Genomic DNA, 20,675 nt, shown 5'->3' with positions numbered 1-20,675 from the left:
TTTTTCATCAATCCAATTGTTTTGGGTGCTCTCCCTCTATGTTGGAGTTGACCACCCATTTCTCCTCATACATGGAAGAATACTCGATCAGTATAGCAAAAGGAAACTCGTAGGACTCAGTGATATTTAAATACTCCTTAATTTCATCTTCGCGGTTCTGGTTGTACTCATAGGTAAAGAGTCCTATGGTCTCCGATGCGGGTACAGCCTCCCCCACTTTTAGTTCTGTGACCTGGGAAAAGACCCCATATTCCTTTAGTTTGGGATATACCTCATCAAAAAACGTGATAATGTTATCGTATCGCTGTCCTTTATCGAGTATGTTGTTCGATTGAACTATGGCAGGTCCTAATCCATCATTACGTACGGTCAAGCTCAAATTAATCCTAACGGAACTAACAGAATCTGTGGCACTCATGGTCACGGTCTTGTTAATGGTCTTGCTGAAAGTCAACCTAGGTCTTACAGATAGCCTGCTCTGTTCTTTCAACAAGTTGGTTTGATATAAAAAAATGAACAAGGTCAATAAACTGATCAATATAGCGGATAGCCCTATCAATCTATCCGCATTAAAGCTGGTCTTTTTTTTCATGGTACAGAATGGCACTTATGTAGCTAATATACTTAAAGAATCCGTACCCTTTTTCTGCTTTGGCGTATAGATCAGCAAGTGTTTATTCTTTGCCCTTCTTGGGCAGGATCTCACTCAGGGATTTTAACCGCAGTTCTTTTAAAAGGGTGGTCAGTGCGGCCACCTTTGCGGTGTTCACGGCCTTAAAGTCCTTGTATATAGTGTAGGGCACGCCTCCCACAAATGCCAAGGCCTCATCTGGCCCCACTATTTTTTGGGTGGAGCTTCCATCATTCATATAATACAATTTCATAAAATGAAATTCTATAAGCTCCAATAAGGTGTAATAGTTTTCTATCTTTTTGTTCCCGTTCCTGTCCTTTAGATACGTGTTCAATTTTTTATATCGTGAAGGCGAGTTTTTTTGGTTCATGTCCGCAGACAATTGATTGATAAGGGAATTAAACCCAATGGTCAAAAAAATATAACTCTTGTTCACCTCATCCACAGCTGTGGCATCCTGTATGTTTTTGTCTGCATAAATTACGGCCTGTGGGGCGTAATGCTGTATCAAGGTCAAATAGGAGACCAACCCAATTTTTTTGGATTCTTCGTAGATGTCCAGAGTTTCAATGTTACTTTGGGCCATTGAAGCAAGGCTATGGAAAAGAATCAGTGCACAGAAATATTTTTTCATTTTTGATGGTTTAATTCGTTGGATATCAATTGTAGAACATTACTCAATGTACTATCTCCACAGTCATGTCGGCAATGACCTCATCGCCACAGAAGACTGTGACCTGGGTATAGGGCACATTGTGCATTTTGTCGTACCGAACAGGTTTCCAGACCATTACTCTTGGCCAAATACCGGGTTTTTGATGCAGAAACAGATCTAGCAACAAAATTTGGGGATTGATTCCCTGGGGCTGTTTGGGAATGAGTATGGGTTCCACGCCCGGATTTGGCACCAAAACCTCCCCGACCACGTGAAAATCATCCGGGGGTGGCGGCATTTTGTTGACCCATGCATACCAATCCTTTGATTCTGCTCCATTGCAGGGAATTACCAAACTTTCTGTTTTTTCTTCTTCCATGATGTTGAATTTTAATTACGTTATTTCATTTTTCGACTAAAAATGACCTGTGCTACTTCAAGTCCATATTGACAGCATTGTCCAAACATCCAATTCCAGAAGAAAGTGGACCTTAAACACATGCCATACTTGGACAATTATGGTGTTGGGGGAAGAAAATTAAGTGTAAGCACCTGACAGTTAAATATATAGATTAGTTTTAAAAATCCATTATAGGGAAACCTTAAAAATTCTGGGGTTTTTCTGCAGTTTCAAGCGCTTTGCCACTCCTAACTCTTACGGATTGACAAAAAGTGGGCTATAATCATTCATCTCGGGTAAAGGGCACAAACCGAACGGCCATCAGGTTCTTTTTAACAATCTTGTTTTTCTTTTTAGTTACCAGCACCAAATTACGGACACGGTTGTGTGGTCCCACTGGAATAATCAGCCTACCCCCCACTTTGAGCTGATCAATCAAAGGTTGGGGAATGTATTCGGCACCTGCTGTCACCATAATGGCATCAAAGGGGGCTTTTTTAGGCCAGCCGTTGTAACCATCCCCACTCCGTACCATCACATTGGTATATTCCAAACGAGCCAACGTCTCTTTGGCCCTTTGGGCCAGTTCGTCAACAATTTCAATGGTATAGACGGAGTCCACAATCTTACCCAACACAGCAGCTTGATATCCTGAGCCCGTCCCGATTTCCAAAACCCTATGTTTTCCTTTTAGTTGGAGAGATTGGGTCATAAAGGCCACGATATAGGGTTGGGAAATGGTCTGTCCCATACCAATGGGTAACGGATTGTCGTTATAGGCATAGGGTTTCATTTCTTCCGGAACAAATTCATGCCTGGGTACGTTTAACAGCGCATAGAGCGTTTTGTAATCCACTATACCCCGAGCCTTGATCTGGGCATCCACCATCTGTTTTCTTTTGGATGTATAATCTTCCTGGCCCAAGATGCTATTGAACACTAAAAAAACAAACAGTACAATGACAGTCAACTTGTCCATAGCCTTTAAGTTACAAAAACCAGGCTCCCAAGTCAATGATTTAGAGCATAGACAATCGGATTACTCTACAAAATCATTGGGCAGTAGATAATATCCAAATATAGCCCCAGAAATAAACAACAGTACCTGCCATAAAATCGCTTCAAATACATCTTTATAAATACTACCGAAAATCACCAGAAAACTGGTTATCAGCAATACTGCAATAACCTTGTTCAAACTTGAAATGGTGTTCATTTTCTGTACGCGGGGAAAGAATATCTGAGCTGTAGCCAGTCCCCATAACCATGTGACGACAAAATATTGGTGGGCTGCAGCCTCATGAACAATCAAACTGAACGTTGGAAATTCATCCTCTTCGTTGATTACAAAAAGTACGTCAAGTGCAATAACAAGCACAAATATGATAATCACGATACGCTGTACCCGCTTTAAATTATCATGTAATAAGAAGGTTTTTACCCTTTGGTTGATATTTTCACCTACATTTTTTGACATGGCTATGGATTATAGTTCATAGAAAAGAAAAAATGGCCAAACAAAATGCCAAATACCAACAACAATAGTTGGTGCTTGGCCTTGATCTTGAATTTGATCAATCTGCCAATCCCAATTAAAATGAGTGACATCGCAATAATGGCCGCTACACTCCATTCGGTTTTTTTGATGATGGGGTTTTCGGAACCGAAAAAGAAATGGCCGGTAAGTACACCCCACAAAAATGTTATGAAAAATAGTTTTCCATAAGCCCATTCGCGTAGTCGGGCCTTTACGGTGTCCCCTTCAACGTCATTGGTATTGAGGAAAAATTCCATGCCCATCAAAAAAATCAAAAGTGCCAATAGAATGGATGGGACCAAGGAATCAAGCTCTCGAAAAATTTCAGTTCTTTCCATTTGATGGTTGTTTTATTGTTTAAAACCTTCCCAGTTTGTTCTTCAAAAAATTGGGGCTGCTATCAACCTCTATTTCGAGCCAAACGGGTAAGTGATCACTCATTTGATTTCGCTTCCAATACGTGTTGAAATACTTTTTAAAAGCTGCATCGGAGGTCAAGGTTGATGGATCATCTTTGTGTTCTAGCATTAAATCATGGTATTTGGCTATTTCCGCATCAGTATTCTTGTACACATAATCAAACAAGTGGAATACATCACCTCTTTCATTTCCCGCCTCATCGGTACTAATAGTAAAATAATCGTGTACATTCAAAAAGATGCGATCATAAATCTGGTTAAGACTAGTGTTGGTAAACTTTCCATGGAGTCCATCGCTTTCCAAAAAACCTTTATCGGTAAATAGGTCCACAATATCATCGTCATCTTCGTACAGATTAGTATCACCTAGGATAATCATGTTGCGGTCCTCAAATGGTGCATTTTCCAGTTTTTCTTCCAATAGATCTAATAGCAATCTGACTTCCTCCTTACGTATCTCTTTGTCATCGCTTCCATCTCCAGGATGCAAATGCAGGCTTACAATTGAAAATTTTCTCCAACCGCTTTCAAATCCCGTAAAAGCGGGTGTCCTCTTTAATTGTTTAATAGCGGGATTATCGGTTATCATTTCCGGAGGAATTACCAACTCTCCTGCCAAACCGGAGTGCGTAACCCTTCGGGAGTCGTAAATGAAACCAAATCGCTCATCGTTGCCGGCACTACCTTCGGTAACATCACTGATGGTATATTTCCAATCGCTACCGAGTAGTTTCATTACTTTTTTAAACTGCTCCAAATCACCATTGATTTCCTGTATGGCCACAATATCAAAAGCATTGATAATCTCTGCGATGTAATACAGGGATTCTGAGGTACGATCTAACAGTCTTCCGAAGTTTTTTATGTTCCATGAGGCGAGCAACAAATTTCGGTCCACTGTTTTACTGGGAATTTTGTCCAGAATTCCCTTTTTCAGTTCAAGAATGTTGGCTATGGTCCGTTTTTTGTCCTTATCCGTCATTTCCCGTTCATAATTGTTATCCGGATCTAACATAATCAGGGAATACCGGTCGTTGGTCAATTCTATATCCGGTCTTAGGTCATTGTACCACATGATTCCATTTTTTAAGGTTTATTGATGAAGTTTATTAGCTCGGCGTTTGCCTTAATCAAGGCAAAGTGTTTGGGGGAAGAGAACAACACTCTTTATCGCTTGCTTAAATATACATTTTGAAGATCAAATACAGTTACACAAAAGCCTTAGAATTTCTGGGGTTTTTATTTAGTGTCTCCTTTCTTGGCACATGAACATCAGTGTACGAGTTTTTGGTTAAATTTTGGCTATGTTTATATCCAAAGTTTTACCATAAATATTCAACTCAAATGAGAAACCGATTTTTAATATTCCTGCTGGTCCTTACCAATTTGGCAACCGCACAGTTCAATGCAACCGAAAAAAGAATAATCACGGCTGTTGATAAAAGTAATGATGAAGGCATAGAACTCTTAAAAACCATTGTGAACATTAACAGTGGCACCATGAATTTTGAAGGAGTAAAAGAGGTTGGAAAAGTATTGATCGATGAATTTCAGGGTATGGGAATGCAGGCAGAATGGGTAGATGGCTCTGATTTTGGAAGAGCTGGCCATTTGGTTGCAAGACAACAGGGAAAAGGTCCAACATTTCTTTTAATTGGACATTTGGACACTGTTTTTGAACTGTCCAGCCCGTTTCAAGAATATAAAATGCTGGATAACAATGTCATCAACGGACCCGGCGTCAGTGACATGAAAGGTGGGGATGTGGTCATTGTTCAGGTATTGAAATCACTAAGAGACGCCGGAGTACTGAAAAAAATGAACGTTGTCGTAATTATGACGGGCGATGAGGAACTTAGTGGAACACCCATTGAGTTGTCCAAAAAAGATTTGGTAGATGCAGCAAAGGAAGCTGACATAGCTTTGGGTTTTGAAAATGGTGACGGAAAATTGTCCACAGTAAATGTCTCCAGAAGAGGGTATACCGGATGGCAGCTTACCGTAGAGGGAACTCCAGCACATTCTTCCAGAATATTTAGCCCCTCCGTTGGCTCAGGGGCAATTTTTGAAGCTTCAAGAATACTCAACCAGTTCTACGAAAGTTTATCCAAAACAGAGTTTTTGACCTTTAACCCAGGTATGATGCTGGCCGGTACATCCGTAGATCATGATCAAAAAATGGATGGAGGAAATGCCTATGGCAAAAGCAATGTAGTGGCCAAATATGCTGTGACCACTGGAGATATAAGAGCACTTACACCAGAGATACATGATAAGGCCATGTCCACCATGAGAGACGCAATCAATGAAAACCTTCCTGGAACTTCTGCCAAGTTGCAATTTGATATCAGCTACCCTCCTTTTGCTCCCACTGAAGGCAATAAAATGTTAATGGGCTACCTGTCTGAGGTAAGCAAGGAAATGGGTGTTGGAGAAGTTTCCTTTGTGGACCCAATGGACTCAGGTGCTGCTGATATTGCCTTTGCGGCTCCCTATGTTAAAATGGCAATTGACGGTCTGGGCTTTGGAGGTGGTGGGGATCACACCTATGATGAGTTCGGCAATCTTGATACCTTGCCTATACAGACAAAAAGAGTGGCCATTTTAATGTACAGACTATTCTCGGGAAAATATAAGCTTCAATAGTGTCTTTACTCAATACACTATGAGAAGCTGAAAGTCAAATTAAAAAATAACCTTGATTCCGTTACTCAACATCTGTACCGCCATCATAACCAATAGCATGCCCATTAGCCTTTCTATGGCGGCCAAACCACGCTCTTTGAGTATCCTGTATAAAAAGGGCGCCATGAGCAACAAAATAGCTGTCATTGCCCACGCAATGATGACAGCAAAAAACCAATTGGTAATCTGATGTGGTTCATTTTTGGTCATTAGAATCAACATGGCCAATACTGAAGGGCCCGCTATCATCGGGATTGCAATAGGGACAACAAATGGCTCTCCCGAAGGCTGTTTTCCAATTACGCCTTCAGAACGGGGAAAAATTAAACGAAGCCCAATTATTAGTAGTATAATACCCCCCGCTATAGTAACCGACTCCTGCTTGATATGCATGAAATCTAGAAGTGCCTCACCGGTAAACAAGAACAAAATCAAGACCCCTAGGGCAATGAAAAGCTCTCTCAAAATAATTATTCTTTGCCTTTTTGGACTAATTCCCTTGAGTACCGAAAGAAGGATGGGGATATTACCTAATGGGTCCATTAGAAAGAACAATAACACAGCTGCCGCCCATATAGAACCTCCTAGATTTTCCATATAAAAGTTATTATTAAGTCTATTTGGCAACAAATGTACAGATTAGTTGTGGTACACCAATCAGGGTCAGAATATTATGCAATAAGAAAGTTTAGAGTATAATTTAAACGGATTTATAAGTGTTTAGATGGCAATCAATTCATTAAAATTGGCCATGTAGTTCTACAAAACGCTCAAGAATCTTTTGAGGCACAGGGGTATCAACCTGTCTAGCAGCTTCAATCAGTCTATTGGCTTCTTCTGGTTTAAAATAGCCATGGTTTTTATACGTCTTAATACGTAACTCAAATTCTTTGGCATCCGCCTCAGGATGAAATTGTGTCGCGTAAATGTTTTTCTTGACCCTAAACATCTGCACTGGACAAGGGCCAGAAGCACATAGTAGTATGGCTCCAAGAGGAATGTCGTCACAGGCTTCCTTATGCCCTACCCTTGCTATGAACTGATCGGGTAGGCCTTTTAAAAGAGGGTCGTTTGCCCCTTCTTCTGTTATCGTGACTTTTACACTGCCTATAGGCTCTGCATATTTCTCTGAAATGACAGCGCCGCAATAATTTCCCAATAGTCCGTTGCCAGAACATGCTCCCAAAAATGGAAAATCCCTGGAAACTACTTCATCAAACAAGTTCTTGTAAAATGCCTCTATAGCCTTTTGTGTCTCGCTTTTTAGTTCTGGGTCCAAACTAATATCGAAAGGACTTCCTCCCGCGATTATTGCACTATACTCGTTGAGGTGCACGGTTGGTATTCCTTGCTCCAATCTAACCCTATCGACTTGGTTTTTATGAAGTCCGCCTACTCGTAATATGGCCTTGAACTCGCTATCGGCAGTTGCGTCTTCGGGTCGCATTTGTAAAATGAGAATCTTTTTCATAGTAAGAATTGACCAAGTGAAGGAGGTTCACTATAAGATAAGCAATATTGAACAAATAGATAGGAATGGGTCTTATTGCTGCGCCAACGACTTAATATGGGCAAATATGGAAACTCCATTGATAACGGTTTCCACCTCGGTATCCATCATTTTTATACCTTTTACATCATTGACCTTGCCTTTTGGAGACACAGCTATGATATTGTAAAACACCCCTTCTTTGGAAATAGCCCGTAAATGAACAAGGTTTCCGGACTTGCTTACCCCTTTAACATCCCAAATCTCTCCATCTTTGGTAATAGCCTTGATGTCAATGATAGTACCATCGTTATCAATGGCTTTAACGGGATAAAAACGATCTCCTTGCTTGACTATCAATTTTATAGGGAGTCTTTCCCCATTAACAAGGGCCTTTACATTTAGGAAGCTGGTGTCATCATAGGTTTGTATTGCCTTAACATCGTGTTTTGTTCCGTTTTTATCTATGGCCTTGATATCAATAAACTTTGCTTGTGGCCGAAAAGCTTTGACATGCCAGTATATTGGAAATTGTTCCTCTTCTTTTTTTTCAATTTGAGCATTTATGGAGGGTACACCTAGGCAAAAAAGAATCAAATAGGCAAGACCTCGTGTAACTAAGGTTTGTTTGTTGACATTCATGATTAGCTGTTTTTGAAACTAATAAGATATCAACCTTATCATAGATTTCATATGACAAAAGTCATTCTGAATCCTGCTTCCCCACTACTCCAAGGTCTGTTTCCATTTGGTCAAGAATCAAAAAACAAGAAACACCCCTTTAAAAGGGGTGCTTCATTCAAACAACTGCCAAATTTAGCCCTAGGGCCAAAATCTTTAAAAATTCAATATACTATGGATTCGTTCCAACAACTCTTTTAGCATGGAGTCCTCTAAGCTATAATCGTTTAAACTCATCCTTGGGTCTTGAAAGCTGATACTTGTACCCTCTTCCATATCCTGCAATACTATCTTCATGGGAATGTCATTGATGGCCAACGGATCTAATTCCATTATCTGAGCAATATACTTGGGTTCAAAGAACAGCAACTGCCGTAATGCAGGAATAGTAATCCCGTGTTTGGCCACAATTTCTTGAGTGTTTATTTCATGAAGGAGTAAAAAACCCTCCTCTACAATTCTTTTTTTGATTGTCTCGTATACCTCATTAAAAGCAATGTTGGACATACGGTGTTCTATTGTTGATTTCATTTGTTCTAGTTGAAAATTTTATGCTACATACCCATACTATTGTTCCAACGAGAATTAGTTGTCCATGAAAATCATATGGTGCAATATGTAGATTGATTAACTATGCCATGGCTCTGGCAAAGCCGACTGTATCTCTGTATGTTTTTGGTGAGATATCAGCATTGTTCTTGAAAAACCTACTAAAGTAGTGCTCATCATCATACCCCAAACCATAGGCAATTTCCTTAACGGATTTGTTAGTAAGGTAGAGCTCCCGCTTGGCTTCGATAATTATCCGTTCCGAGATTAGATTGGTCATGGTCTTATTGAAATGACTCTTGGTAATCTTGGCCAACGCTTTAGGGGTGATGTTCAACAACTCGGCATAGTCCCCAGCGGAATGTTTTGTCTTATAGTGGGTCTCAATGAGATTCTTAAGTTTTTGGAGGATGAAAGGCTCTTTGTTATCCGGAAGGGCTTCTAGCTCCTCTGGTTGTTGTTTGGCCTTGGCTCGTGATGCTGTAATCAAAAATATTTTAAGATAGGACACCAATAGCTCGTACTGGGCCAAATCGGCTTTCTGAATTTCAGCTCCCATTTGGGAAAGCAGCATTTCAATTTGCCCCCTAATATCATCTGTAATGCACAACATGGGCGGATTATAGATGTTATTGAAGAGCACTCCATTGCATGCCACTTGTTCATGATGCTTATGGATGCAGAAGAAATCTGGATGGAAATTTAACACAACACCTTCAACATGTTCTTTTTCAACAAACATAAAAGGTTGATAGGGTGTTATAGCGAACATGGTATTGGATGTAAACTCAAATTCCGAAAAATCAATCTTGGCCACTCCACTGCCTTTTTTTATCCAAACCAATGAATAATAGTTCAATCTATTTAGGTGATCGAACTGGCAATTATCTTCAAATGTGTTGAGGCTAAAAGCAAGATTGCCGGTCTGTTCGTTTATTAGGGTGTTGGTGTTAAAAATATCCATGTGCTACTTCTGGTTATAATCTCCTGTCTTTTTCATCAATGGCCAGGTCATTTATGCTGGCATATCGTTTTTGCATTAGGCCGTTTTCGTCAAACTCCCAGTTCTCGTTGCCATAAGCCCTGAACCACTGACCATCTTCATTTTGGAATTCGTATTCAAATCGTACTGCAATTCTGTTTTCGGAATAGGCCCAAAGTTCTTTTTTGAGTTTATAGTTCTTTTCGGTCTCCCATTTTCGAGTTAAAAAGGACACTACTTCTTCTCTTCCGTTCACAAATTCCGATCTATTTCTCCACTCTGTATGAGTCGTGTAGGCTTTGGAAACCTTAACAGGGTCTTGACTGTTCCATGCATCTTCTGCAAGTTGTACTTTCTGCTTGGCCGTTTCTTCTGTAAACGGAGGTAATGGAAATTTTTTCTCTACTGCCATGTTTTCCTTTGTTATATTAAAAAAATAAGGGCAAGACAGTTAAACCATCTTGCCCAATTGTTAAGCTGTTTAGCTATTTTTTACTTTTGGCCAGTTGGCATGTGCTGCTTTTTGCAGCTCGCTGGTACGTGAATGCCAATCCAAAATAGTGTTGAAACGCTCTCCGTTGAAAGGTGCGTTAAAGAACAGATAAAGTTTTCCGTCAATGATGTCAAAAGACTCTGGATCTACTGGAAATTTTGCTGATTTAGCTCCTACACCCCAGGCGCAAAACCCTCCAAATTGAGGCATATAGTTCTCTGGGGCTTTGGTGAATGCAGACCTATTTTCTTTGGTGAAGAAATAATAGGTAACTCCTTTGTGTTTAGCTGAAAAGCTTTCAAATCCTCGTTGTGGTGTTCCTGTGAAGTAAGATACCACATCGTAACCTCCAATAGCCACATTATTGCCATCAACTGGTGCAATTTGGGCTTGAGCAGCGGCTCCAACAAAAAGAAGCCCTGCGAAAATGAATAATTGTTTTAACGTTTTCATTTGTCCTGATTTTAATTATTATTGATTGTAATTAAACTGTTTTGGCTTCAACCAATGGAAAATCCACTTCGGTATTGGCCGTATTATTTAAATAGTTGGTAAGAATGTTTAATGATACATGAGCTATTATCTCTCCAATTTCGCCATGGGTATACCCTGCTCTCTTGATTGCCTCCACATCACCGTCACTAACCTTTCCATTTTTTGCTATTAAAGCCTTGGCAAAAGTTAACGCCGCTTCAATTTTAGGGTTATGGCTACGACCTTCTCTAGCTAATTTTAGGCTGTCAACACCTATGTTGGCTATTTTTTCTCCTATGAAGGAGTGGGCCGACAGACAGTAATTACAACCATTTGATTCAGCGACGGCCAGTGCAATCAACTCTCTCAGTTTTACTCCCAATGAACCTTTTCCAAGTGCATCACTGAATTTAATGTATGCGTCCAGTACAGCAGATGAATTGCCCATGGTCCGCATCATGTTCGGGACCATTCCCAATTTTCCTTCTATCTCCTCGAACAATTCTTTTGTCTTGCTGTTCGCCTCTTCAAATTTTAAAGCTTTCAAACGCATTGTATACTGTTTTGTAATTGGAGTTTGATTCTATCCAGCGTGGCTGTCGTGTTATCAAATGAATGGTCGAGTATCACAAATTGGATGTGTTTCCTTTGGAAAAGGCAAAGGGCAGACCTAGGTCTAACCCCTTGCCGTTCAACCTCACCATCATCAAACTACTCTTATTTCATTTGGTAATTCTTGAACTCATCCACCAATTCTTTGGTAGTGAATAATTTGCTGGAAATCATTTTGTAATTGGTCTGTGCAGCCTGGTCGCCATCCAATCCTGGTAATTTAGCAGAAGCTGTAGCATCCCCTACAACGGCAACTTCAAAACCATTTTCTACCAATTCACGCATATGGGATTCAGCACAGAGGTTACCTGACATTCCGGCCAAGATTACCTTGTCTATCTTCTGTTTTCTCAACTGAAGTGCCAGGTCATTGGATTCTGAACCAAAGACCTTGTGTGGACTGGTAACCACTACCCTATCCTTTTCAATGTACTTTTTGTATCTGGGCAGCCAATCCGCTCCAGAGCCTTCAAAGCCTTTAACATTGAGTTGATCTCCGCGATCGAACATGCTAATGTTGTGCATCAACTTTTCAAGAGCCCCTTCAAACTTCCAAACATGGTCATGCTCGTAGTAGTAATGGGGAGAGATGAATACTGGAATGTTGTACTTTTCACCCAACTTGAAGATCGTCTCCAAATTTTCGATAGTGTTGTTTTCCTTAACACTTTGTCCTACCGCTCCCCAGGCCACACCTTGTGGGCTTAGGAAATCGTTCTGCGGGTCTGTGATCACTATTGCTGTATGTTCGTCAATAGTGAATCCCGGTTCTGGTAATTGGGCAAAGACGCCCGTAATTCCTGTAGCAAATACTACAAATGTCCTGATCAAATTTTTCATGGTGCTATATTTAATTTGTTAAACAATTTGTCTGGTACAAAGGTGAGGTGATATAGCTCCGTAAAAAATGGACGGTTTACGCCACTGCATGGACAATTTTCCAATTGATGCTGTTATAAAGAAAACTTAGGTATGTTTTATGGGGTTTTGTAGTTAGCAATGAACATCAATCAATTCAAAAGGCACATCCATCAATCCAAATAGCAGTTCTATCAATTTTATGTCCAAGATGGACGCTAACAGTAATAGATTGTGATTTGAAAGAAAATACCATGATACAATCTATAAAATTCCTACAGATAGTATGCGCTATCACCGTCGCTCTAATACTTTACCTCCTTGGCTTCTTACATGGCTCCTATTGGAAAAAAAAAATAGGTATTAATTGAATAGGTATGGACAACTTCAAGACGAAGCAGAACCTTGTTCTTTGTGGCAATCATGAATACATAGTTAAGGTAGATCAGCTATACAATAAGAAGATTAGATATCTCTGCTGGAAACGGCCAAAGACTTTTCTAAATGCTCCAGACTTAATCCTGCTAAATGGAGAAATTAAAAACCCAAGAAAGAAAGGTAGTCTAGAGATTGTATTTTCATGCGGTACATGGATTTATACTATTGAAAAAATCCAAACAAAGTTCACGGTCCACATTTTTTTTGAAACCAAAAGAAACGATGGACTATGTCGTACATGGAAAATGAGTGATTTGGGTTCTTCAAATAGTCTCCAGAGCAGGTTATGGCTCAATAGTTGACCACCAACTTATTCTCCATAAGTCACTCTGTAAATAGCATCGCCTACATCATCAGAAATCAGCATAGATCCATCTTCTAGAAAAAGTAGATCTACAGGTCTTCCAAAAGCTTCTTGTTTTTCTTCGTCCAGCCATCCATGTATAAAAGGCTCGTAGCTCACAGCTTCGTTGTTGGACAACTTTACCATAGTGACCCGATACCCTACTTTGGACGACCTATTCCAAGATCCGTGCTCAGCAATGAAAGCATACTCTTTATATTGTTCAGGGAACATGGAGCCTGTTACAAATTTAACGCCCAAGGGGGCTACATGAGCTCCCAAGGACTGCACCGGAGGAACAAAATCCTCACAAGGGAATTGATCTCCAAATTCAGGGTCCTTGATGCTGCCTGCATGGCAATAGGGATACCCAAAATGTTGGCCAGACTCGGTAATACGGTTTAGCTCACAAGGTGGTATATCATCCCCCATCATATCCCTTCCATTGTCAGTGAACCACATATCTCCCGTTTCAGGGTGCCAGGTAAACCCAACCGTGTTTCGGACACCTTTGGCATGAATTTCCCTATTGCTCCCATCTTTGTCCATTCTAGTTATGGTCGCATAGCGTTCATCCTCATTGCTACGCTCACAAATGTTGCAAGGCGCGCCCACAGGGACATAAAGCTTATCATCTGGTCCAAAAGCAATGTACTTCCATCCGTGGTGAAATTCAGTTGGGTAATCCTCATAGATGACTTCGGGCTCAGGCGGGTTGGAGAGTTGCTGTTCAATATTATCATATCGGAACAAACGACTTACCGCCGCAACGTACAGCGAACCATCTTTGAATGCCACTCCGTTTGGTTGTTCCAAATCTTCATCGATTACAAATACTTTTTCTGCTTTAAAATCTCCATCCAAATCCTGAAGAGCGTAAACTTTGTTCTCGTTTCTTGTGCCCACAAAGAGCGTCCCATTTTCTCCCATTGCCATTGAACGCGCGCCCTCTATTACTTCTGCATAAGTATCAATTTTAAAGCCATTGGGGAGGTTCAAAAGTTGTAGCGGCAAAGCGGATTCTGTTGTGGGCTGTTCTTCTTGTTCAGTTTCTTGTTTTGAAGTCTTTTCTTTCTTTCCATTACAGGAAAACAAAAACAATAAGCTTACTAAAGGTAGAATCGATTTCAATTGCATGTGTAACATTTTATCGTGGATGGTTTATCGGAGGGATAAAACTATATAAAAAAATGGATTTCTTGTAAAGCTGACTTATTTCTCAACTTCTCCTGATGCTTCAGGAACATACTCAGAAAGATATCCGGAGTACCATATCGTGTTTCTGTGTGAACTAACAATGGTTATAGTGCTTGAAAGGGAAGGATACAATAGCGCAGTGACCCTGAAGGATTCTCCATCCTCTGTAATGCTAAAATCCATTATTTGAGCTTCGGATTTTGAATCTGATATAATACTGAAGTCTTCGGGAATACCTTCAAACTGAATTCCAATCTTGTTTAGATTATAAACACCTCCCATTTGTCTTTCTCCATAATACGGTAGCTGAGCCTTTACACTATCTCCCAAAACTCTTAAATAACTTGCCGTTCCTGTAATATCGATTCTATTCAAAGTACTACCGGGAGGGATCAAACCTGCATTGCCAATGGCATTCATGGTTCGAGTAGCCATGGGCCTTGCCCAATTGGCATTGATTTCAAAACTTTTACCCATAACCAAGGCATTGAGGTTCTCAATTTGGTCGGGGGTGGATTTATGCTTGGGATTTGAAGCACATCCAACAGCTAGAACCATGATCAGCACACAATAAAATTTTAAAATTGTAGGCATTTCCTATCGGGTTAAAAGGCTATTATTCCAGTTACTTAAGTTACGCATCATTTCCGATTTAAGCATTATATTTAACACCGAATCAGACCAAACTTTATGAAAAACCTCGTAAGAAAAGTTCTTTTTCTTTTCGTCACGTTCAGTATTTACATCCTTCAAGCTCAACAAGAAAATCCACAAACTCCCACAACCGACAGACCAGAATATTACGCTACGGTCATAGATCAAGATCCAGAAATTGATGGAGAGATTATAAATGACCCCGTATGGCAGAAAATCCCTGCCATCACTGATTTGATACAGCTGCGTCCAAACTTCGGCGCTGCTGTTTCTGAAAAAACCGAAGTTCGGATTGCATACTCGCAAACCACTTTTTATGTTTCCGTGGTCTGCTATGACAACGACCCTTCAAAAATTGTGGTCTCGGATTCACGGCGTGATGCTGACCTTAACGACGAGGACAGCTTTCTTTTTATTATTGACACCTATCATGATCAACAAAACGGTTTCCTATTTGGTACCAATGCCCAGGGTATGGAATATGATGCCCAGATTGACAATGAAGGAAAGGGAAACTTCAATGCAAACAGGCAACAAGGTGGTGTAATTGGTGGAACCAACATTAACTGGGATGCCACTTGGCAAGTGCAGTCGCAAATTGGTGAATATGGCTGGAGTGCAGAATTTGCCATTCCCTTTAGATCATTGCGTTTTGCCTCTGGAAAGAACCGAACATGGGGTTTGAACTTTAGAAGAAACATCAGTAAGAACACTGAAATTGCTTATTGGACTTCCTTGCCGTTAGGTTTTGACATGAAGAGGCTGTCCCTAGCAGGAAAACTAAATGGTCTAAACCTGAAAAATCCAGGCAACCTTAAACTTATTCCTTATGTGTTGGGGCAACATGTGAATGATAAATCGGTATCACCCAATGAAACGGATACAGATTTTGATGCAGGAGCCGATATCAAGTATAGTATTACCCCAAGTTTGACACTTGATTTAACGTATAATACAGATTTTGCCCAGGTTGAGGTGGATGATCAACAGGTGAATTTGGACAGATTTAATCTGTTTTTTCCTGAAAAAAGAGCCTTCTTCCTTGAAAATGCAGGGCAATTTGGCGTGGGTAGTCCTGGCGAAGTTGACTTGTTCTTTAGTAGGCGAATTGGTATTGGGGATGAAGGTGATTTGGTTCCAATCATTGGTGGAGCTCGTCTTTCTGGTAAAGTTGGGCAGACCAATGTTGGTTTCTTGAGCATGTTCACGGATGATGTAGTTGATGCGGACATTGAAAAGAACAATTTCACCGTAGCCCGGGTAAACCATGATTTTCAGGGTACCCGCTCCTCTCTAGGCGGAATCTTTATCAACAGGGCCGGACTGGGTGATACAGATGATGATTACAACAGGGTGTTTGCCATGGATGGAAAATGGGGAATTGGCAACAAAGCAGAAATCAATGGATTTGTGGCTAAGAGTGTTACCCCTGGAATTGAAGACAATGATCATGCTTTCAAAATTTTGGGTAACTATAACTGGGACGGCTGGGATCTTAGAGCTGGTTATACCGAAGTTGGTGAAGGATTCAATCCAGAAGTTGGTTTCTTGCAAAGAACAGCTTTCCGAAAACCAGAGTTTTTAGTACTTAAAGCACACCGATTCCAAAATGCGGGGAAACTTTTGGAAATCCGCCCCCATGTATCGTATAGAGGATATTGGAATTTTGATGATCAGTTGATTACAGGTTTTCTGCATGTGGACAATCACTGGGAATTTAAAAGCGGGTTCGAGGTACACACCGGAATCAACTTTACCACGGAACGTGTAGTTGAGGATTTTAACATATCTGATGTTACGGTACCGATGGGCAACTATAAAAATGAGGAACTTCAACTTATCATTATCACCAATCCCAACACAGCATTTTCCTTTGATACCAGAACCATTATTGGAGGCTACTTTAATGGGCATCAAATCTCAAATAGTGGAACTGCCAGGTATAGAATTGGCGATCGATTCAATAGTTCCTTGACTTTTAGGCATAGTGACATTCAGTTGGACACTGGAAATTTAACAGCCTTGGTAGGTGGACTACGTCTCTCCTACTCCTTTACTCCAAGAATATTTCTGCAAAGTCTCATCCAAAGAAATAACATTTCAAATGTTACATCTGTAAATGCACGTTTTGGTTGGTTACAGAATGCAAATACCGGCCTGTTTGTAGTTTTTAACGTGGTTAAGGACGATGACCTTATTGATGGTATTGATAACCAGGTATTGACCATTAAATACACGCATCGTTTTGATTTATTGAACTAATTAGACGGCTTTTTTTGTCTTGTTATGATATAAACTGCACCCAGTAGGGCAAAGCCCGCGCAGCAATAAAACGTATTTGGTATTCTTGGAACAGCTCCTTGGTAATACCATCCAGAGATAAGGGCTCCCAATCCAATTCCTACTTCCAAAGCAATGTACATGGTTGCCATGGCATTTCCTTTTTTGCCCGGTGCACTTAAATCTATGGTCCATGCATGTATAGCCGGGGTTACCACTCCCATGGCCAGGCCATACAACCCTGCACCAACAAGAAATCCTGATTCACTTTGGAATTGACCCAAGTAAAACAGTGCAATTACCAATAGCAACAATCCGATCAGTATCACCTTCGTCCTTCCATACCGGTCTGAAAATCTTCCCGCCACAATACGAACGAGTAAGGAAAAAATGGTAAAGACAATAAAGAATGTTCCCTTGTTTTCAAATCCAACGGCTTCGGTCCAATCAGGTATGAGTGTCAGTATTACTCCAAAACTTATGTAGGCAAGAAAGTTGATGATTGCAGCAGGAAAAGCTTCTTTAGCTATGATTTCTTTTCTAGATATCCGTAAAGCCTTCCATGTAAATGGCGCAACAGCATCCAAGGTTTCTTTGAGGTTTACAATCAACACCAAAGCAATTAAAGCCATTGCAGACGAGCTATAGAACAATATTGAATATGAAAAATGGAGTTTGATCAGACTACCGAGTGCAGGTCCTAGGGCCATTCCGGTACCAAAAGCAATTCCATGAATGCCCATAGCCTCCCCCAACCTTTCTTGCGGCACCACATCGGAAACAAAAGTTGAAGCCGCTGTTGGGGTAAATCCTGTGGAGAAACCATGGAATAATCGAAGTAAAAGAAAACCGAATACCGTGTTCATGATAGGATAAAAGAATCCGCAGATCAAACAGACCATTGCGCCAAACAGCATTACGGGCCTTCTTCCAATGGTGTCGGTCAATCTTCCGCTAAACGGTCTGGAAATTCCAGCGGTAAAGGTGAACAGTGCAATGATCAGCCCAATATATTTTGCCCCACCCAAACTGCTTAAATATGATGGCAATTCGGGAATCAACATATTGAAACTTGCCGAAAAAAAGAGCGACCCCAAGCAAATTTGAATAAACTTGGGCGTATACATTCGTTGCCCTGTCCATGATTTCCTATTCTTTATGATTGTACCCAAAACTGCTATTTGTAACTTTAAGCCAAAGAAATTGGTTCTCTGTTTCACTTAAAAGGACATTTGTCCCATTGACCCAAAAATGATTAGATCTAATCCGGAATTGACAGCCTACATGGATAAACTCTTTGAAAGGGGTGTCCATGACATACGGGAAGAAGAATTTAGGGCAAAGCAATTAATAATTGAACAGGACCATCGGTACCATAATGTTTATGTGATTAGGGAAGGAATTGCCAAATGTTACATTACCGATGAGAATGGAAAAGATTTTATCCAGGAGTTTTTAGGTGCCGGAATGGAGTTTGGTGAATTGGAAGTCTTCAATAATAAGCTCACTATTTGTTCGGTGGAAACCATAACCCCGCTAAAAACGTACTCGCTATCTCATAAATCTTTCAATGTACTATTAAAAGAGGATATGGAATTCAACAGATTGATCATGAAAGCCCTGGCGGATAAAATTCGGTACAAAGCTCCACGACATTCCTATCAACATTCGTATCCCATTGAAAACAACATTCTACGCTTAAAACAACTGTTTCCAGAACTTACCGACGTAATTTCAAAAAAAGATATTGCCAATTATATTGGGGTAACAACCCGAAGCCTCAACAGAGCGCTAAAAGAGCTGAATGAAAAATCAGGGTAACGTTATCTTTTGAAACGCTCAAATAGGGCAAGGGTCTTTTTGGTGTTGATAAAATAAACCCCTGTTAAAAGAATAACCGCTGCCACTATAGATTGAGCGGTAATGCGTTCATCCAAGAAATACCATCCAAGAATCAGTGCTACAATAGGATTGACATAGGTAGAAGTGGCCACCTTTTCTGGAGATACTGCCTTGAGCAGATAATTGAAAGAAGTGAAAGCCACAATACTGCCAAAGAGCACCAAAAGCACCATCACCAACTGAACCTTTCCGCTCCAAACCCATGGAACCGACCAGGTTTCGCCAAAACCGACGCTCATTAGTGCCAGAATCAACCCACCCGTGAACATCTGATAACCGGTGTTCACAAAATAATTGGTAGGCAGGTCTGCCTTGGAAACAAAAATGCTGGCATAGCCCCAGCTCAGCATACAGGCAAAGATCATTGCAATGCCTACCATGGTACCTTCTTTGGTGACAATCTGTTTTTGGCTAACTAAGAGATAAATTCCAATGAAGCCCAATATTACTCCTATGACAGACATAGGCTGAATCTTTTTTCCCTGAAGTATGCGCATCATTAGAAGAATGATCAAGGGTTGTGCAGAAATTTCAAGAGCAGCAAAACCACTGTCCACATATTTGAGTGCCCAAACCGCCAGACCATTTCCTAAACTCAAAAAGAGGAATCCTGCCAAAATGGTGTTTCTCAATTGTCTTCTAGAAATGGCAATGGGGATTTTCATAAGCTTCGCCCAGGCAAAAATGAGAGCACCCGCAGTAACAAACCTAAATGAGGCAAGCATGAACGGAGGTAGTTCAAAAACTGCAATTTTATTGAGGAGGTACGTAGACCCCCATATTACATAAATGGCAAAGAAGGCAAGAATTACCAGTGCGGAGTTTGAGGACTTTCCCATTTGGACAAATTTATTGTCCTGCAATATTACGGATGTTTACCAGAGTAAAAAATAGATAAGACTGGAACCTTATTATGTTTGTTCCATGGTCAGCAAATACGCTGCTATTTCTCGTTGGAGTTCCTTGAACCGGTCTAAGTGCAACTGAATGTCGTGCTTTGAAAAATTGACTTCTCCCTTTTGTTTTGCGAGTTCCATAATTCGATTTTGTTCGCGTGCAAATGCTCTAAAATCTTGTTTTAGCCCATAGAGCTTCTCAAAATGGTTTGGATTCTTAGGTTCGCACGTATAGGAATTGAGCCTTTTATTGAGTCGCGGTACAATGTGGTTGCATCGTTCCAAACGAATCAATAACTCCTGAATTTTTAAATCGCTATGGTCAATTGTATTTTCCAAATTAGTAGACAGGCATTCAAATTTTTCAACTTATCTCAAATTACTACTTATCCTACATTCTTTGACATAAAGAAACTTCATTTTTTTGTTAATTAACATTTTGTGGTTCTCTACAGCATGTCAGGTACAAAAAAAGCCCGATGAATCCATCGAGCTTA

At 40.4% G+C, this 20,675-nt stretch carries 25 protein-coding genes; 4 read left to right on the top strand and 21 right to left on the bottom strand.

What is annotated here, in order from left to right; all coding sequences use genetic code 11:
• Positions 1 to 7 precede the first annotated feature (7 nt).
• The 7 genes from DX873_RS05045 to DX873_RS05015 form a co-directional block, all read right to left on the bottom strand.
• Positions 8 to 592 carry a hypothetical protein gene (locus DX873_RS05045; RefSeq protein ID WP_116183407.1) on the bottom strand — a complete coding sequence of 195 codons (585 nt, stop codon included), beginning with the start codon at positions 590 to 592 and terminating at the stop codon, positions 8 to 10.
• 82 nt (positions 593 to 674) lie between these two features.
• Positions 675 to 1,268: a hypothetical protein gene (locus DX873_RS05040; RefSeq protein ID WP_147296605.1), complete on the bottom strand. Its 594-nt coding sequence runs from the start codon at positions 1,266 to 1,268 to the stop codon at positions 675 to 677.
• Positions 1,269 to 1,311: 43 nt separating this feature from the next.
• Positions 1,312 to 1,668 (bottom strand): hypothetical protein, encoded by a 357-nt coding sequence (locus DX873_RS05035; RefSeq protein WP_116183405.1) that lies wholly within the window; start codon positions 1,666 to 1,668, stop codon positions 1,312 to 1,314.
• 304 nt (positions 1,669 to 1,972) lie between these two features.
• Positions 1,973 to 2,668, bottom strand: coding sequence for a protein-L-isoaspartate(D-aspartate) O-methyltransferase (locus DX873_RS05030; RefSeq protein WP_116183404.1), 696 nt, complete (start codon positions 2,666 to 2,668; stop codon positions 1,973 to 1,975).
• Positions 2,669 to 2,728: 60 nt separating this feature from the next.
• Positions 2,729 to 3,166 carry a hypothetical protein gene (locus DX873_RS05025; protein ID WP_116183403.1) on the bottom strand — a complete coding sequence of 146 codons (438 nt, stop codon included), beginning with the start codon at positions 3,164 to 3,166 and terminating at the stop codon, positions 2,729 to 2,731.
• A gap of 2 nt (positions 3,167 to 3,168) precedes the next feature.
• Positions 3,169 to 3,564 carry a hypothetical protein gene (locus tag DX873_RS05020; protein WP_116183402.1) on the bottom strand — a complete coding sequence of 132 codons (396 nt, stop codon included), beginning with the start codon at positions 3,562 to 3,564 and terminating at the stop codon, positions 3,169 to 3,171.
• 19 nt (positions 3,565 to 3,583) lie between these two features.
• A complete protein-coding gene (locus tag DX873_RS05015) occupies positions 3,584 to 4,720 on the bottom strand; it encodes an endonuclease/exonuclease/phosphatase family protein (RefSeq protein WP_116183401.1) in 1,137 nt (378 codons plus the stop codon).
• Between the two features lie 269 nt (positions 4,721 to 4,989).
• Here DX873_RS05015 and DX873_RS05010 point away from each other — a divergent pair, with 269 nt between their 5' ends.
• On the top strand, positions 4,990 to 6,291 hold the full coding sequence (locus tag DX873_RS05010) for a M20/M25/M40 family metallo-hydrolase (protein WP_116183400.1): 1,302 nt from the start codon (positions 4,990 to 4,992) through the stop codon (positions 6,289 to 6,291).
• Between the two features lie 39 nt (positions 6,292 to 6,330).
• Here DX873_RS05010 and DX873_RS05005 read toward each other — a convergent pair whose 3' ends face one another.
• The 9 genes from DX873_RS05005 to DX873_RS04965 form a co-directional block, all read right to left on the bottom strand.
• Positions 6,331 to 6,927, bottom strand: coding sequence for a MarC family protein (locus DX873_RS05005; protein ID WP_116183399.1), 597 nt, complete (start codon positions 6,925 to 6,927; stop codon positions 6,331 to 6,333).
• Positions 6,928 to 7,069: 142 nt separating this feature from the next.
• Positions 7,070 to 7,801 (bottom strand): glutamine amidotransferase, encoded by a 732-nt coding sequence (locus tag DX873_RS05000; protein ID WP_116183398.1) that lies wholly within the window; start codon positions 7,799 to 7,801, stop codon positions 7,070 to 7,072.
• Positions 7,802 to 7,873: 72 nt separating this feature from the next.
• The gene (locus tag DX873_RS04995) at positions 7,874 to 8,461 is read right to left on the bottom strand and encodes a DUF7486 family protein (protein WP_116183397.1); all 588 of its coding nucleotides are present in this window, start codon (positions 8,459 to 8,461) and stop codon (positions 7,874 to 7,876) included.
• A 195-nt stretch (positions 8,462 to 8,656) separates the two neighbouring features.
• A complete protein-coding gene (locus DX873_RS04990; protein ID WP_116183396.1) occupies positions 8,657 to 9,031 on the bottom strand; it encodes a DUF302 domain-containing protein in 375 nt (124 codons plus the stop codon).
• Between the two features lie 100 nt (positions 9,032 to 9,131).
• A complete protein-coding gene (locus DX873_RS04985; protein WP_116183395.1) occupies positions 9,132 to 10,013 on the bottom strand; it encodes a helix-turn-helix domain-containing protein in 882 nt (293 codons plus the stop codon).
• 13 nt (positions 10,014 to 10,026) lie between these two features.
• On the bottom strand, positions 10,027 to 10,443 hold the full coding sequence (locus DX873_RS04980) for a nuclear transport factor 2 family protein (RefSeq protein ID WP_116183394.1): 417 nt from the start codon (positions 10,441 to 10,443) through the stop codon (positions 10,027 to 10,029).
• 69 nt (positions 10,444 to 10,512) lie between these two features.
• Positions 10,513 to 10,977: a YHS domain-containing (seleno)protein gene (locus DX873_RS04975; protein ID WP_116183393.1), complete on the bottom strand. Its 465-nt coding sequence runs from the start codon at positions 10,975 to 10,977 to the stop codon at positions 10,513 to 10,515.
• A gap of 31 nt (positions 10,978 to 11,008) precedes the next feature.
• Positions 11,009 to 11,551 carry a carboxymuconolactone decarboxylase family protein gene (locus DX873_RS04970; RefSeq protein ID WP_116183392.1) on the bottom strand — a complete coding sequence of 181 codons (543 nt, stop codon included), beginning with the start codon at positions 11,549 to 11,551 and terminating at the stop codon, positions 11,009 to 11,011.
• Positions 11,552 to 11,715: 164 nt separating this feature from the next.
• Positions 11,716 to 12,450 (bottom strand): cysteine hydrolase family protein, encoded by a 735-nt coding sequence (locus DX873_RS04965; RefSeq protein ID WP_116183391.1) that lies wholly within the window; start codon positions 12,448 to 12,450, stop codon positions 11,716 to 11,718.
• A 395-nt stretch (positions 12,451 to 12,845) separates the two neighbouring features.
• Here DX873_RS04965 and DX873_RS04960 point away from each other — a divergent pair, with 395 nt between their 5' ends.
• On the top strand, positions 12,846 to 13,208 hold the full coding sequence (locus DX873_RS04960; protein ID WP_116183390.1) for a hypothetical protein: 363 nt from the start codon (positions 12,846 to 12,848) through the stop codon (positions 13,206 to 13,208).
• Between the two features lie 8 nt (positions 13,209 to 13,216).
• Here the strand turns inward: DX873_RS04960 and DX873_RS04955 are convergent, their stop codons facing one another.
• Positions 13,217 to 14,386 (bottom strand): PQQ-dependent sugar dehydrogenase, encoded by a 1,170-nt coding sequence (locus tag DX873_RS04955; protein WP_232520860.1) that lies wholly within the window; start codon positions 14,384 to 14,386, stop codon positions 13,217 to 13,219.
• A gap of 75 nt (positions 14,387 to 14,461) precedes the next feature.
• A complete protein-coding gene (locus DX873_RS04950; protein ID WP_116183388.1) occupies positions 14,462 to 15,040 on the bottom strand; it encodes a DUF4251 domain-containing protein in 579 nt (192 codons plus the stop codon).
• A 96-nt stretch (positions 15,041 to 15,136) separates the two neighbouring features.
• Here DX873_RS04950 and DX873_RS04945 point away from each other — a divergent pair, with 96 nt between their 5' ends.
• A complete protein-coding gene (locus tag DX873_RS04945; protein ID WP_181899437.1) occupies positions 15,137 to 17,362 on the top strand; it encodes a DUF5916 domain-containing protein in 2,226 nt (741 codons plus the stop codon).
• Here the strand turns inward: DX873_RS04945 and DX873_RS04940 are convergent.
• Positions 17,359 to 18,600 carry an MFS transporter gene (locus DX873_RS04940; RefSeq protein ID WP_232520859.1) on the bottom strand — a complete coding sequence of 414 codons (1,242 nt, stop codon included), beginning with the start codon at positions 18,598 to 18,600 and terminating at the stop codon, positions 17,359 to 17,361. The two genes, DX873_RS04945 and DX873_RS04940, sit on opposite strands and share 4 nt — an antisense overlap.
• A gap of 31 nt (positions 18,601 to 18,631) precedes the next feature.
• Between DX873_RS04940 and DX873_RS04935 the strand changes: the two genes are divergently transcribed.
• Entirely contained in the window at positions 18,632 to 19,201 is a 570-nt protein-coding gene (locus DX873_RS04935; RefSeq protein ID WP_116183387.1) for a Crp/Fnr family transcriptional regulator, read from the top strand.
• Between the two features lie 2 nt (positions 19,202 to 19,203).
• Here DX873_RS04935 and DX873_RS04930 read toward each other — a convergent pair whose 3' ends face one another.
• Complete coding sequence (locus DX873_RS04930; RefSeq protein ID WP_116183820.1) at positions 19,204 to 20,121, bottom strand: EamA family transporter; 918 nt, start codon at positions 20,119 to 20,121, stop codon at positions 19,204 to 19,206.
• Positions 20,122 to 20,193: 72 nt separating this feature from the next.
• Positions 20,194 to 20,517, bottom strand: a complete 324-nt coding sequence (locus DX873_RS04925) for a hypothetical protein (protein WP_116183386.1) — start codon at positions 20,515 to 20,517, stop codon at positions 20,194 to 20,196.
• Positions 20,518 to 20,675 lie beyond the last annotated feature (158 nt).

The sequence above is a fragment of the Flagellimonas nanhaiensis genome, assembly GCF_003382275.1.
GTDB lineage: Bacteria > Bacteroidota > Bacteroidia > Flavobacteriales > Flavobacteriaceae > Flagellimonas > Flagellimonas nanhaiensis.
The sequence above is the reverse complement of the archived record's forward strand: the minus strand, read 5'-3'. Positions and strand labels throughout refer to the sequence as shown.